This is a genomic window from Vibrio sp. 14N.309.X.WAT.E.F5 (genome assembly GCF_030397615.1).
In the GTDB taxonomy this organism is placed as follows: Bacteria; Pseudomonadota; Gammaproteobacteria; order Enterobacterales; family Vibrionaceae; genus Vibrio; species Vibrio lentus.
Genome location: NZ_JAPNXR010000034.1, coordinates 17,818 through 31,869, shown reverse-complemented (window position 1 = coordinate 31,869; position 14,052 = coordinate 17,818). Strand labels below are relative to the sequence as shown.

Here is a 14,052-nt window from a genome sequence, read left to right as displayed (position 1 = left end):
AATCCGCGTGTTGGGAGTTCGAATCTCTCCACCCCTGCCATATTTAAGGCTCTAGTCAAAAGACTAGAGCCTTTTTGCTTTTTCCGATATAGATAAATGAACAACGAAGCTCTACTGCTACAAATTATCTCAACATCGCTAATCGTTAGTTCAGTTTAAAACAACCTATGTTGTTGCATGAATATATTAAGGCTTCAGTCGAAAGACTGGAGCCTTTTTATTTTCTGCTCACTTCTTCAATTTTATTTTTAAGACGATGAATTAATGCTGTTAATCGTCAAGGTGCAGTGGCTGACCGTTATACGAAATTCAAACGTCAGTGACAAATTTGAGACCTTTACGTTTCTTCGGTTAGCCAATAGTAGTGATGAAAGTTAACGGATAAGACACGTTGCTTTTCATTTTCATTTTATGTTCCGAAAAACTTATTACTTATATGCCCCTATTCCTAAATGACAGCTAGTATAAATACTAAAGACCAATTATTTGGGATCGTTATGAGGTTACTTTGCGCTGTGGCTACTGTGTTATGTTCATTCGTAGCTATTGCAACGCCTTGGGAAAAGGCTAAGAGCCCGACAATCAACTCAACATCATCTATTGGCAGTTATGCTAATGGTTGTCTAGACGGCGCACAGGCTTTGCCTATTAACGGGGAGGGCTATCAAATTATTCGCCCTCAGAGAGAGCGCTATTATGGCCATACCGAGGCTATTCAGTTTATTGAAAGATTAGGTGTGACTACGAGCGAAAAACTCAATACCAATTTACTGGTTGGTGATATTTCTCTACCTCGAGGGGGACGCTTCTCATCTGGTCATTCAAGCCACCAGACTGGGTTGGATATTGATATATGGTTAAGGCTCACTGATGAGAGACTTTCCGAAAATGAACTCGCTGTTCCTAAGCCAATAAGTGTTGTCGACCTTACTAATTACAAACTGCGTAAATCAAATTGGACCGATGACCATTTTCAAGTTATTCGCTATGCAGCCAAAGATCAAAAAGTGGTACGTATCTTCGTCCATCCTGTTATTAAACAAACTCTTTGTGACCAAGAAAACTCTGATGCCAATGAGAGAGCTTGGTTAGGAAAAATCAGACCTTGGTGGGGACATCATTCTCATTTTCATGTTCGTTTAAAATGTCCTAAAGGTAGCTCTAACTGCATCGCTCAAGCAAACCCGCCAAAAGGTGATGGTTGTGGAGATGAACTTGCCAGTTGGGCTCCGCAGACCATTCCAGTGCCTCCACCTAAAAAAGTAGCTAAAAGTAAGAAAAAAAAGAAAGTTAAAGTAATGCCGAGTCAGTGTTTGGCCTTGATATCCAATAAGTAATCGCATCTATCGAGGTTAATTACAGTGGTAATGCCACTGACTTTCTCGTCTCTGAAACTGGAGAAATGTCACACTTTTGTCTAGAGTTTATAAACACGTAATTAAGAACATCGTTTGATATAAAAACAAACGAATAACGGCAATAGCAAAAACAACGATGAATTTGATAATGCTTAGTCAGGGATGGCGTGTTTTTGGGTGAAAGATGCGGCTTATGTGCAGTATATGAAAATCAGAGTCTGATACCCGTCTATAAAAATTCAAGGATAAGACAATGACTATGATTTGCGCGAGGGAATTCTCTAAATGGTTAAGACATAGATTCAATAGTGAGAAGACTGGTATTTCAATTTCTAGAGAAGATATAAACCAGCTAACCGGTCGACAACGGTTAGATCCTAGTTTTGTTAATGATGTTCATTATGAACTGATGCAGTATGGAATGGCGTTTGTCACCGATACCAGTCGGGAGAGTTTTTATTTGGTACCTGTATCTCAAACCAAAAATTGGCGAGAACAACTTGAATACCAATTTGAGAAAGAAATGTTCTGCAACATATATCCCATTGAAAAATCGGGTTAAAAAAAAGGTTCAACTTGATGATTAAGTTGAACCTTTTATCTTTTAGGTCAAGCCTTGAATAATGACAAACTTTTCTAATAATTCGTCGTCAGTTTCAATATGGTTTGGGTCAGTGATTATGCATTTTGTAATGGGACACACTGACTGACATGTTGGCTTCTCATAGTGACCTTTACACTCAGTACATAAATCAGGATCGATTTCGAAGATACTGTCACCCATAGTGATTGCACCATTTGGGCATTCAGGGTCACACATATCGCAGTTTATGCACTTGTCAGTTATTAGTAGAGCCATTTATCTTTCCAAAGTAACCGTTATTTACCTGAAGCGTTACGTGTATCTTGGCCTGCGCTCAAGTTACGCATTAACAAACCAAATTCTAGATCAAGATCAGTAGGTACAGGAATAAACACAAAGTGTCCGTTACCTTTCGCATCGTCTACTGCTTCAGATTTACGGTTTTCCATAACTTCTAGTTTGAAGACAACGTTACCTTTCGGTGTCATCATTTCTAGGCTGTCACCAACTAGGAATTTGTTTTTCACTTCTACTTCAGCTAGGTCGCCACGGCGTTTACCTGTGAATTCACCAACAAACTGTTGAGTATCAGAGATAGAGTAACCGTATTCGTAGTTTTGGTATGAATCGTGAGTGTGACGACGTAGGAAGCCTTCAGTGTAGCCTCGGTGAGCTAAGCTCTCGAGCGTACCCATTAGACTCTCATCAAATGGCTTACCTGCAACAGCATCATCGATAGCTTTACGGTAAACCTGTGCTGTACGTGCACAGTAGTAGAAAGACTTAGTACGGCCTTCAATCTTCAATGAATGAACACCCATCTTCGTTAGGCGCTCAACGTGTTGGATTGCGCGAAGGTCTTTCGAGTTCATGATGTAAGTACCATGCTCATCTTCAAACGCCGCCATTTTCTCTTCAGGTTTGTGTGATTCAGAAAGTAAAACGACTTCATCAGTTGGTTTACCAAGGCCTAGTGTGTTGTCAGGGCGCTCGTCTTGAACTTCAATACCTTGAGTTTCTACTTCTTGAATAGCAACGCCTGTAGGGTTAGCTTCAACGATCTGACCATTTTCGTCTTCTTTCGCAGCTTCTGTCTTGTATTCCCAACGACAAGCGTTAGTGCAAGTGCCTTGGTTTGGATCGCGTTTGTTCATATAGCCAGAAAGTAGGCAACGACCAGAGTAAGCCATGCATAGAGCACCGTGAACAAAGATTTCTAGCTCTGTTTCTGGGCAGTGTTCGCGAATCTCTTCGATCTCTTCAAGAGATAGCTCACGAGATAGGATCACACGCTCAACGCCTTGAGTTGACCAGAACTTAACGGTCGCCCAGTTTACTGCGTTTGCTTGAACTGAAAGGTGGATCGGCATTTCAGGGAATGATTCACGTACCATCATGATAAGACCTGGGTCTGACATGATAAGTGCGTCTGGGCCCATCTCAACAACTGGTTTAAGGTCGCGAATGAATGTTTTTAATTTAGAGTTGTGTGGCTGAATGTTACATACAACATATAACTTTTTGCCTTGAGCATGAGCTTCATCGATACCGATTTGTAGGTTTTCGTGATTGAACTCGTTGTTACGAACACGAAGGCTGTAACGTGGCTGGCCTGCGTATACTGCATCTGCGCCATAGGCAAATGCGTAACGCATGTTTTTAAGGCTTCCTGCCGGTGATAATAGTTCAGGTACAAATGGTTTCTGTGTAGTCATTGCTTCGTTCTCTAATCTGATCTCAAGTCAGGTTGATACCACCAAGTGATATCAAAGGGGCGCAAATTTTACGCTAAAATGAGTTTGGTTGATAGCCCTAAAGATAACAATGGTATTAAGAAGCGAGTTGATAGGTATTGATAAGCGGGAGTGGGAAAGAAAATAAGCTCAGATATCGTCGACACCTGAGCTTCAAATCGAAACAATTAAGCGTTAGGTTGAGTTAACCCGCCTAATGATTCAAATAGGTTTGGTAGGAAAACACTGAATTCACCACAAAGTAGTGAGAAGTCTGCATCAAAACGTGCAGCTTGATCTTCACGAGGAATATCGTCGTTCTCATCTTTTAGTTCATCACTGAATTTTAGGCGCTTGATGCTGCCATCTTCAGCAAGAATGAACTCAATGCGATCTTGCCAGTTGATCAGAAGTTTAGTCACAACTTTATTGGCTTCGATGTGGTTTTTAATCTCATCAGCTTCTAGTTCTTGTTTCTTAACTCGCACAATACCGCCGTCTTCTTGGATTGATTTAAGCTCAGCTTCATCAAGCATAGTGATGCCTTTAGGCGTATCACCTGACTTAACCCATTCCGTTAACGTTGTTTCAATCGCTTGCTCTGGAATAGCTGGCACTACTGGCAAGCTACCCATTGTTTTACGTAGTAATGCTAGTACGTCTTCTGCTTTTTTGTAGCTGCTAGCATCAACAACAATAAAGCCTTCTTTCGGCATGATCAGTGCGTAAGTGAAGTTACTGCGGCTGAAAGCACGAGGAAGAAGATCTATGATGATGTCTTCTTTTAGGCTGTCTTTCTCTTTCTTTTTCAGAGGAGTACCAGACTCCGCTTCAAGCGTTTCTACTTTTGCATTCAATGAATCTTTGATCACAGAAGCTGGAAGCATTTTCTCTTCTTTCTTTGCACAGATGAGAATGCGGTTTTCTGATACGTGCGTCATCATATCGCCGTGTCTACCCATAGCGTTTACCCAACCAAACTTCTGCTTGTCTTGGCTACCACAAGGGGTAAAACGGAACTCTTCAAGTTGTTTCTCTAGCTGATCTGCGTTGAAGTCTATATCACGATTAAAGCGATAGACGAGGCAATTCTTAAACCACATAAATATTTCTCATACCTTTATCTGAAGACGCTCATCATAGGAGATTTCGATCCATTTGTCTTATACCTGCAATAAAAATTAAAAGTGAAATGTTTGAGACAGTTATATGAAAATTTGTTTTCAAAGGTCACAAAAGTGTCATAATTAAACCAGATAATGCAATGCGTTGATTAAATACTAAGGCTATTCAATTATGTCGAGAAGGATTCTGGTCGTTGAAGATGAAGCACCTATTCGTGAGATGTTGTGTTTTGTACTTGAGCAAAAAGGCTACCAAGCAGTAGAGGCTGAAGATTACGATACAGCGGTAAACAAGCTATGTGAACCTTTCCCAGATCTAGTATTACTAGATTGGATGCTACCTGGTGGTAGCGGGATAAACTTTATCAAGCACATGAAGCGTGAAGAGTTAACTCGCAACATCCCAGTGGTGATGCTGACGGCTCGTGGTGAAGAAGAAGATAAGGTTCGCGGTTTAGAAGTTGGTGCTGACGACTACATTACCAAACCATTTTCGCCAAAAGAGTTGGTCGCTCGTCTGAAAGCGGTTATTCGCCGTGTAACACCAACGGCATTGGAAGATGTGATAGATGTTCAAGGGCTTAAATTAGACCCTGTATCTCACCGTGTGACAGCAAGCGAAGGCCCAGTTGATATGGGACCAACCGAGTTCAAAATGCTGCATTTCTTTATGACTCACCAAGAGCGAGTATACAGCCGAGAGCAACTGCTCAATAACGTTTGGGGTACCAACGTTTACGTTGAAGATCGTACGGTTGATGTTCATATTCGACGTTTACGCAAAGCACTTGAATCTGCTGGTCATGACAAATTAATTCAAACGGTTCGCGGCGCAGGCTACCGTTTTTCTACAAAGACTTAATGTGGCTTCACTGCCCAGTTTATGGAGTCCTGAATGGTTGAGAAGTTAACCTGGAAGAAGCTAGCTTGGGAGCTGGCTTTTTTTTACGCACCTTGGATTATAGTCGGATGGATATTCGGTTATTTACCTTGGTTATTGCTGGCTGCAACAGTATTACAGTTAGCATGGCATCTACACTATCAAATGCGTTTGTCTGCTTGGTTGTGGGATGAAAAGCGGTTAACACCCCCTTCAGGTTCTGGAAACTGGGAGTCTCTGTTTAACGGTATCTATCGTATGCAGCAGAGACAGCGTCGTAAGCGCAAAGAATTGACCAACCTTATCCGCCGTTTCAGAAACGGTGCTGAATCCCTTCCCGATGCCGTTGTGGTGTTTCGCGGTGAAGGCAATATTGTTTGGTGTAACAAGCTTGCTCAGTATTTACTGGGTTTTCGCTGGCCAGACGATTCAGGTCAACCGATCTCTAACTTGATCCGCACGCCGGACTTCATCAAGTACCTTAATAAACAAGACTTTTCAGAACCGTTAGAGATGCCTTCGCCACTTAACGTGGAGCGCATGCTTGAGCTTCGTATCGTACCGTATACCGAGGGCGAACACCTCATGGTAGTACGTGATGTTACTCAGCTAAAACAACTAGAAGGCATGCGTCGTAACTTTTTCGCTAACGTTTCTCACGAGCTACGCACTCCAATGACCGTACTTCAGGGCTATCTTGAAATGACGGAAGATCCAGACATGGTCGTTGGGCCTATGTGGCCTAAGGCTCATGGTGTGATGACTGAGCAATTGAATCGCATGAACAGTTTGGTCAATCAGCTTCTTACTCTTTCTAAGATAGAAGCGGCGCCAATGCATGAATTGGATGAAGTGGTTAACGTTCCGGCGATGTTGGAAGTTCTTGAAAAAGAAGCCGCTAGTCTCAGTGGAGAGCGAGAACACAAGCTGGAATTTGATATTGATAAGAGCTTACGCGTATTAGCTGATGAAGATCAGTTAAGAAGTGCGATATCGAATCTGGTTTACAATGCAGTGAAATACACGCCACCTGGTGCGACCGTAAAGGTTCGTTGGTATCAAACCAGTCAAGGCGCGTGTTTGGATGTGTCAGACACTGGAGACGGTATCGAACCACAACACTTGCATCGACTTACCGAGCGTTTCTATCGTGTTGATAAAGCACGCTCACGCGATACTGGGGGCAGTGGCCTAGGGTTAGCTATTGTGAAACATGCGCTTAGTCACCATGATTCACATTTAGAAATTCAAAGTGAAGTGGGTGTTGGTAGCCGATTCCATTTCACGCTGCCTAGCCGATTGACAGTGTCATGAGTTCTTTAATACGCAGGATGCGTTTCCCCATCAGTTCATTATTAGCATTAGCTTTGGTTACCCCTGCTCATGCCGATCAAGGTGTAGATTCTCTTCCTGATTATTCTAAGGTACCGGGTATTTCTGGCAGCTTGTTGTCTGTCGGTTCGGATACTTTAGCGGGAATGACTACGTTATGGGTTGAAGAGTTTAAGTCTTACTACCCGAACGTGAATGCTCAAGTTCAGGCTTCTGGATCGTCCACTGCACCTCCTGCATTAACCGAAGGTACTGCTCACCTTGGGCCTATGAGTCGCCCGATGCGCCTACGAGAAGTGGAAGCGTTCGAAAGGGAGCATGGCTATAAGCCGACAGCGCTTCGAGTTGCTATCGATGCGATTGGTCTTTTTGTGCATCGTGATAACCCTATCGAGGGGCTTAATTTTCGCGAAATTGACAGCATATTTTCAGAGACATTGCGCTGTGGCGCGACTAAGCCGCTAAACAATTGGCAAGATTTAGGTATCAGCCAGCCGTGGGCAAAACATAGATTCCAACTGTTCGGTCGTAATTCCGTTTCGGGAACCTATGGCTACTTCAAACAAAACGCATTATGTAGTGGCGACTTCAAGAACCGAGTCAATGAACAACCAGGATCTGCGTCGGTTGTACAGTCGGTCGCTTCATCAATCAGCGGGATAGGGTACTCAGGTATTGGTTATCGAGTGGCTGGTGTAAAGTTAATTCCTATTGCCGAGCATGGTTCTGATTACGTAGAGCCTACTCGAGCGAATATTTTAAGCGGAGATTACCCTCTATCGCGCTTTCTCTATGTGTATGTGAATAAACACCCAGATAAACCGCTTTCTCCTGTAGAGAGAGAGTTCCTCACTTTTGTATTCTCGAAGCAAGGACAAGAACTGGTAGAGAAAGATGGCTATTTAGCGATACCGCCTGAGTTCGCAGAGCAAGAACTGGCAAAAGTCGGGCTATGATCCAGATACAAAATATGTAGAAACAGCTTGCTAAGTCGCAGGCTGTTTTTGTTTTGACTGTTCGTTATTCTACCTTTAACGACCATCCAGCATTTTGCCAACGTTGTTGTTCTTCTTTGAGTTCATATTCAAGCAGTTGGTTTTGGGCCAACCAATCGCTGTTAGATCCTTTCAATTCCCAGTTATCCTGTTGTTCAATCGTTAGAGTCACGTTCGGGGCCAGTGCTTGATTTCGCTGACGGTTAAGTAAGATAGCGAGTCTTAATATGCGAATTAGTAGCGTTGTTTGTTGTGGAGTAAACAGAGAAAGTTCCGGTAAGTCTTGTCGCTTAATCGCTTTTCTTTGGTGGCGAACCAATGTTGAGATAAGACGTTGTTGCTCAGTATTGAAACCGGGCATTGTCGTGTGCTTAAGCAGATAAGCCGAATGGCGGTGATAGCCTTGGAATGCGATGCTTTGTCCTACCTCATGAAGTAGTGCAGCCCAACCAACTAGATCATACAGCTCATTAGTGACCATAGTCGTTACTTGAGGCTGCACTTGTTTCAGTAATGCAAGGGCGAGTTCTTTGACTTTCTGGCCATGAGCTACGTCAACATGGTATCGAGATACGAGCGTTTCTGCGGTTCTTGTTCGAACATCAATATCTTTAAATCTATCCTCCATATCATAAAGAACGCCTTCTCTCAGGGCGCCATCAGAAAAATGTAACTCCTTTATGTCTAGCGTATCCATAGCTGCTGAAAGAATGGTGACGCCAGCAGCAAACACTGGCTTTCTCTCATCACTTAAACCTGAAAGGTCTAAGGTTTTGGATGATGAAAACTCACATAAGTGATTTTTCAAATAGGACAGACGTTGCGGCGTAATGAGACCATCGGTAAACCCTAAGCCAATGAGTACCTCTTTTATTGATTTAGCCGTCCCTGATGAGCCAAAGGCGATTTCCCAAGGGGCCTTTGTGTATTCTTCAATCAATGGCATCAATAGACGAGTAGCTGCGGTATAAGCATCTGAGAAGTGTTGTGAGGTTAGCTCTCCGTTAGAAAAGAAACGTTGAGTAAAGCTGACGCATCCCATAGGTAAACTGCGCATCATTTGGGGGGTAAAGCCTAGCCCAGAGACGAGTTCCGTACTCCCTCCACCGATATCAATAACCAATTTAGATTCAGAAGCAGTTTGAGTGTGTTCTACACCGTTATAGATTATTCGAGCTTCTTCTTGACCGGAAATGATCTCTATTGGAAAAGGAAACAGTGGTTTGGTTTGCTCTAAGAAATCTTTAGCGTTTTTGGCCTTTCTTAGGGTATGAGTCGCGACGACTCTGACATCATCAAGTTCAAAATCCGCTAGTCGCTCTGCGAACACTTTAAGGCACTCTAACCCTCGCTCGATAGCGCTTTCGGATAGGAAGTTATGTTCATCTAATCCATCGCCTAATCTAACTTTATGTTTGTGTCTGCTGACTAATTGCAGGTGTTGATCGAATACTCGGGCAACCACCATATGGAAGCTGTTCGAACCCAAGTCGATAGCGGCAATACATCGAGAATGTTTATTATCAATTAGCGGCATGATTTCTTCTCTTGTTTGTACTTCTTGCGAGCAAGTTTCTCCATACGTTTAATATAGTGGTAAGTGGAGAGTTGCGACGTCGGGTAATCAAGTGGGTTTGCTGGTGGTTGTATGTAAGGGTTGCTCATCGATTGTTCTAGCACTCGAGCTTTGTTGCTGTCATCGAAATGAAACTCGGTTATATCGATAATGGTTTGCTTGATCTTTGGATCTAAAATTGGGGCTGCAACTTCGATCCGATGATCGAAGTTTCGTGTCATCCAGTCTGCAGAGGAGATATAGACTTTTGGATTTCCAGCGTTACCAAAGATCATCACTCTTGGGTGCTCGAGAAAGCGATCGACCACACTAACAATCTCAATCTGCTCACTGATGTTGGGGACTCCTGGTACGAGAGAGCACATACCACGAATGACCATTCTCACTTTTACATTGGCTTGGCTGGCCTGATAGAGCTTCTCAATGATCTCTCGGTCGACCAAATTGTTGAGTTTTAGAGTGATACTTGCAGGCTTGTTCTCTATCGCGTTTTGTATTTCATTATCTATCAATTGATACAGACGTTTTCTTGTATTCTTTGGTGACACAATCAGTTGTTTGAACTGTGATTTTTGATAAGGGTTTTCAATATACTTAAAGACTTGCCTCACCTCTTGGGTCAAATCTTCATTCGCAGTGAGCAGAGAAAAATCGGTATACACGCGCGCTGTTACTTCATGAAAGTTACCGGTGCCAATATGAGCGTAATGCGTCGTATGCTTGCCTTCTTTCCGTTTAATGAGCAGCAGCTTAGAGTGAATTTTCAAACTTGGGATGCCATGGATGACTTTGATACCGGATTCTTGAAGTTTCTTTGTCCACTGAATATTGGTTTGCTCATCAAAGCGGGCTTGCAGCTCAACGACGACAGTTACTTTCTTACCATTGTGTGCCGCATCGATGATCGAGCTAAGGAGCTTTGAGCCTTCTGCAACACGGTAAACGTTTATTTTTATGGAGGTTACCTTCGGGTCAAAGGAAGCCTGCCTCACGAGTTCAGTAATGTGATTAAAGGTGTGATAAGGGTAATGCAACAAGATGTCACGAGCTTTGATCGCTTCGAAATAGTTTGGGTAGTGACTGAAATGCGCGCACTTAATCGCGGGTAGTGGACGATTAACTAAATCACGTCGATTAAGGCTTGGGAACTCAGAGAAATGTTTGAAGTTATGATAGCGACCACCCGCAATGACACTGTCATAGTCAGACAGCTTAAGTCTGACTTGTAAGAAGTTGAGCATTTCAGCAGGCATTTCTGACTCATAGATAAGGCGTATCGGTAGTGCCGTCAAGCGCTGTTCTAAACCCAACGACATAGATTCTAGTAGACTATTTTCATTGCTCTCTTGAAGGTCATAATCGGCATCACGAGTCATTTTTATAGCAAAGCAACGTAATGAGTGGTACTCAAAGAATCCTTTAAGCAAGTCATCTAAACAACATCGAACTATATTATCTAATAAGATCAAAGTCGTACGCTGTGAACCCGAAGTGTCTGGTAACTTAACAAATCGAGGGAGAGCTTCAGATGGGATTTCGAGTAAGACGTATTGAGAAGATGTCTCTTGCTCAATGTCGATCGCCAAGTAACTTTGTTCATCTTTGATAATATTGAGTAACTGGCTATCTTCGTTCAAGAGAAACGGAGTTAAATGTGGCAGCACTTTTTTCTTAAAGTACTTTTTGATCCACTCACTCTGTTCTTCGCTAATTTGCTGTTCGTTGACCAGAAAAATACGATTGCGTGCCAGTTCCAATAGTAAGTCGCTATACAGTTCATGGAATTGAACATCGAGCTTACTTGCTTTGCTCTGCATTTGAGTTAGCAGGGTTTTCTGCGAGTTGGCAGGTAATTGAGGATCTTGAAGTAAGATCTTTCGTTTCACATCAGCAAATCGGACTTTGTAAAACTCATCGAGGTTTTTCGAGTAAATACCTAAAAAACGAACTCTTTCGATTAAGGGAACTGACTTGTCGGCCGCTTCTTGGAGTACTCTTTCGTTGAAGGATAACCAGCTAAGTTCTTTTGTGACATAGTCTTTTTCCATCGAGATGATAATCCTTGAGTGCTGGCTATAGAGCTGATTACTTTAATTTAGAATGACAAAATTCACAAAATCTATGATCTTACTTTAAGAAATATGGTCAACAAACTTGTTATTAGTTTCAGTTGTTTAACGTAACTTGTAATATAATTGTCATCTAACGTACATATTATGTCAGTAGCTAAAAAAAGGTAGATAAACAGATGGCTTCAGCCCAATTTTCATTGAAAGAGCGCGACAAAAAAAGATGGTTGAAAGATCGTCTCGTCCGTTTTTCGGTGACATGTGGTGCAGTCAGTGTTCTAGCGGCTCTGGTGCTGATCTTTGTTTACTTAGCGATGGTCATTTTACCGGTATTTTCTGATACTGGTTTAGAGACTGACCAAGCCGTAAAGACAGTTGCTGTAGAAAAGCCTATCGCCTTATCCGTAGATGAATACGGTCAGCATGCGTTTACTATCGAAAAATCCGGTTTGGTTCAGTTTTGGGATTTAGAGTCTCAAAATACACATTCTTACTTTGAGCGTAATGTTTTAGCTAACCCCATCGCTTTTTCTCGAAATACCCCATCTGAAAACTGGTTTGCCTTTGCCGATAGCGCAAGCAACCTTACCTTTTTCTACCCTGAGTATAGTGCGCCCGTGCTGCAAAAGGGCAGTGAAGCCGAACCTAAAATTGAGCAAATCGATCTCCCTGAACCGTTTTTAAATGATGAATCATCAAACGGAGCAACAATCGAAAAATTCGCGTTCTCTAAGAATGGACGTGGTATCACGGTTGCCGCTCAGCTAAGCGATCAACGAGTTTTGGTTAAGTGGTACCAGAGTGATCTTACTGGTCAGTATGTTTTTCAGAAGAGACAATGGTTGTCGGATAAGTTGGGTTTACAGCAACAGTTGTTAGTCACACCTGATGGTCAAACCTTATATCTCCGAGCACAATCGGATTTAGTGGTATTGAAGTTATCCGATAGCGGCTTCAATGTTCGTGAAGTGATTGATCTTAGTTTGAATGATGCGAAGCACTCGGTGAAAAGTATCGATTTACTGTCTGGGGCCTACTCGCTGTTGGTTACGCATGAGGACGGACAGGTTTCTCAGTGGTTCGATGTACTCAAAGATGAAAAGCGTAGCCTGACCCATATTCGAGACTTCCAACTTGCTGAACAAGTGCAATTTATCCTGCCCGATACTTATAGGAAGGGTTTTTATAGTTTCTATAAGAATGGCACATTACAAAGCCACTATACGACCAGTGAAAAGCTGTCGCTGTTCGAGCGCGCATTTGATAAGTCACCACAATTAGCGGCTATGTCTGCCAATGAACTGCATTTGGCGACGCTAATTGATGGCACCATCAGTGTTGCTAAAGTCGATAACGAATATCCGCAAATATCATTCTCATCGCTTTGGCAAAAAGTCTGGTACGAAAGCTACCCAGAGCCACAATACGTTTGGCAATCAACGTCGGCGAACGATGACTTTGAAGAGAAATTCAGTTTAGTACCTATCACGTTTGGTACCATCAAGGCCGCTCTGTTTGCGATGATGTTTGCCGTGCCGGTTGCTGTGCTCGGAGCCATTTACACCGCATACTTTATGTCTCCAAGAATGAGAAGAGTTGTGAAGCCGTCGATCGAACTGATGGAAGCTCTTCCGACCGTTATCATAGGGTTCTTGGCTGGGCTTTGGTTTGCTCCAATTGTCGAAACGCATCTAACGGCCGTCTTCTCATTAATGGTGTTATTACCACTGAGTACACTGCTGACTGGACTTGTTTGGTTCTGTTTACCGAAGATGGTGACGAGCCGCTTCGCTAATGGTTGGCACGCCTTGATATTGATTCCGGTATTGATGATTACCGTGGTCGCTGTATTTGCTGGTGGAAACAGCATTGAAGCCTTGTTGTTTGATGGTGATATTCGCACTTTCTTAGCTAGCTATGGCATCGACTTTGACCAACGTAATGCGCTGGTGGTTGGCTTCGCTATGGGCTTCGCTGTCATCCCTACCATTTTCACGATTGCAGAAGACGCTATTTTCTCTGTGCCAAAACATTTATCCGATGGCTCACTGGCTTTGGGAGCGACGGCGTGGCAGACACTTATCTATGTGGTGCTATTAACGGCTAGCCCAGGTATTTTTTCAGCAGTTATGATGGGACTAGGGAGAGCGGTTGGCGAAACCATGATCGTTTTGATGGCGACAGGTAACACCCCAATTCTTGACTGGAATATTTTGGAAGGGATGAGGACGTTATCGGCAACGATTGCTGTTGAATTACCAGAATCTGAGGTGGGCGGATCTCATTTCCGCTTGCTGTTCTTGGCTGCACTCTTGCTGTTTATCTTTACATTCGCGGTGAACTCAGTGGCTGAGTGGGTTAGACAAAGACTGAGAGATAAATATCGTGCGCTGTAGTTTTAA

General features: G+C 42.9%; 11 protein-coding genes. 6 read left to right on the top strand and 5 right to left on the bottom strand.

Features of this window, described 5'->3' with window-relative positions; translation table 11 throughout:
• Positions 1–497: 497 nt before the first annotated feature.
• Both mepA and OW495_RS22835 read left to right on the top strand, forming a co-directional pair.
• A complete protein-coding gene (gene mepA, locus OW495_RS22840; protein WP_102514063.1) occupies positions 498–1,337 on the top strand; it encodes a penicillin-insensitive murein endopeptidase in 840 nt (279 codons plus the stop codon).
• 274 nt (positions 1,338–1,611) lie between these two features.
• On the top strand, positions 1,612–1,920 hold the full coding sequence (locus OW495_RS22835) for a hypothetical protein (protein WP_004735060.1): 309 nt from the start codon (positions 1,612–1,614) through the stop codon (positions 1,918–1,920).
• Between the two features lie 42 nt (positions 1,921–1,962).
• Here OW495_RS22835 and OW495_RS22830 read toward each other — a convergent pair whose 3' ends face one another.
• From OW495_RS22830 to rdgC, 3 genes are all read right to left on the bottom strand, one after another.
• Complete coding sequence (locus tag OW495_RS22830; RefSeq protein WP_004735061.1) at positions 1,963–2,217, bottom strand: YfhL family 4Fe-4S dicluster ferredoxin; 255 nt, start codon at positions 2,215–2,217, stop codon at positions 1,963–1,965.
• 20 nt (positions 2,218–2,237) lie between these two features.
• Positions 2,238–3,656 carry a tRNA 5-hydroxyuridine modification protein YegQ gene (yegQ, locus tag OW495_RS22825; protein ID WP_102514062.1) on the bottom strand — a complete coding sequence of 473 codons (1,419 nt, stop codon included), beginning with the start codon at positions 3,654–3,656 and terminating at the stop codon, positions 2,238–2,240.
• Between the two features lie 206 nt (positions 3,657–3,862).
• Positions 3,863–4,777, bottom strand: a complete 915-nt coding sequence (gene rdgC / locus OW495_RS22820) for a recombination-associated protein RdgC (protein ID WP_009848262.1) — start codon at positions 4,775–4,777, stop codon at positions 3,863–3,865.
• Positions 4,778–4,970: 193 nt separating this feature from the next.
• On the opposite strand from rdgC, the gene phoB reads away from it, so the two are divergent.
• The 3 genes from phoB to OW495_RS22805 are packed head-to-tail and all read left to right on the top strand — an operon-like array spanning position 4,971 to position 7,966.
• Positions 4,971–5,660 (top strand): phosphate regulon transcriptional regulator PhoB, encoded by a 690-nt coding sequence (gene phoB, locus OW495_RS22815; protein WP_102514061.1) that lies wholly within the window; start codon positions 4,971–4,973, stop codon positions 5,658–5,660.
• Between the two features lie 33 nt (positions 5,661–5,693).
• Positions 5,694–6,992 (top strand): phosphate regulon sensor histidine kinase PhoR, encoded by a 1,299-nt coding sequence (gene phoR / locus OW495_RS22810; RefSeq protein WP_017106503.1) that lies wholly within the window; start codon positions 5,694–5,696, stop codon positions 6,990–6,992.
• The gene (locus OW495_RS22805; RefSeq protein WP_102514060.1) at positions 6,989–7,966 is read left to right on the top strand and encodes a phosphate ABC transporter substrate-binding protein PstS family protein; all 978 of its coding nucleotides are present in this window, start codon (positions 6,989–6,991) and stop codon (positions 7,964–7,966) included. Before phoR ends, OW495_RS22805 begins: the two co-directional genes overlap by 4 nt.
• A gap of 64 nt (positions 7,967–8,030) precedes the next feature.
• On the opposite strand, the gene ppx is transcribed toward OW495_RS22805, so the two are convergent.
• A complete protein-coding gene (ppx, locus tag OW495_RS22800; protein WP_102514059.1) occupies positions 8,031–9,542 on the bottom strand; it encodes an exopolyphosphatase in 1,512 nt (503 codons plus the stop codon).
• Entirely contained in the window at positions 9,533–11,629 is a 2,097-nt protein-coding gene (gene ppk1 / locus OW495_RS22795; RefSeq protein WP_289888512.1) for a polyphosphate kinase 1, read from the bottom strand. The genes ppx and ppk1 overlap by 10 nt, the downstream gene beginning before the upstream one ends.
• Before the next feature lie 200 nt (positions 11,630–11,829).
• On the opposite strand from ppk1, the gene OW495_RS22790 reads away from it, so the two are divergent.
• Entirely contained in the window at positions 11,830–14,046 is a 2,217-nt protein-coding gene (locus OW495_RS22790; RefSeq protein WP_102514057.1) for an ABC transporter permease subunit, read from the top strand.
• Positions 14,047–14,052 lie beyond the last annotated feature (6 nt).

Excerpts from the sequence above, each read along its gene's own strand:
- mepA (WP_102514063.1), top strand. The coding sequence starts at position 498 with ATGAGGTTACTTTGCGCTGTGGCTACTGTGTTATGTTCATTCGTAGCT.
- OW495_RS22835 (WP_004735060.1), top strand. The coding sequence starts at position 1,612 with ATGACTATGATTTGCGCGAGGGAATTCTCTAAATGGTTAAGACATAGA.
- OW495_RS22830 (WP_004735061.1), bottom strand. The coding sequence starts at position 2,217 with ATGGCTCTACTAATAACTGACAAGTGCATAAACTGCGATATGTGTGAC.
- yegQ (WP_102514062.1), bottom strand. The coding sequence starts at position 3,656 with ATGACTACACAGAAACCATTTGTACCTGAACTATTATCACCGGCAGGA.
- rdgC (WP_009848262.1), bottom strand. The coding sequence starts at position 4,777 with ATGTGGTTTAAGAATTGCCTCGTCTATCGCTTTAATCGTGATATAGAC.
- phoB (WP_102514061.1), top strand. The coding sequence starts at position 4,971 with ATGTCGAGAAGGATTCTGGTCGTTGAAGATGAAGCACCTATTCGTGAG.
- phoR (WP_017106503.1), top strand. The coding sequence starts at position 5,694 with ATGGTTGAGAAGTTAACCTGGAAGAAGCTAGCTTGGGAGCTGGCTTTT.
- OW495_RS22805 (WP_102514060.1), top strand. The coding sequence starts at position 6,989 with ATGAGTTCTTTAATACGCAGGATGCGTTTCCCCATCAGTTCATTATTA.
- ppx (WP_102514059.1), bottom strand. The coding sequence starts at position 9,542 with ATGCCGCTAATTGATAATAAACATTCTCGATGTATTGCCGCTATCGAC.
- ppk1 (WP_289888512.1), bottom strand. The coding sequence starts at position 11,629 with ATGGAAAAAGACTATGTCACAAAAGAACTTAGCTGGTTATCCTTCAAC.
- OW495_RS22790 (WP_102514057.1), top strand. The coding sequence starts at position 11,830 with ATGGCTTCAGCCCAATTTTCATTGAAAGAGCGCGACAAAAAAAGATGG.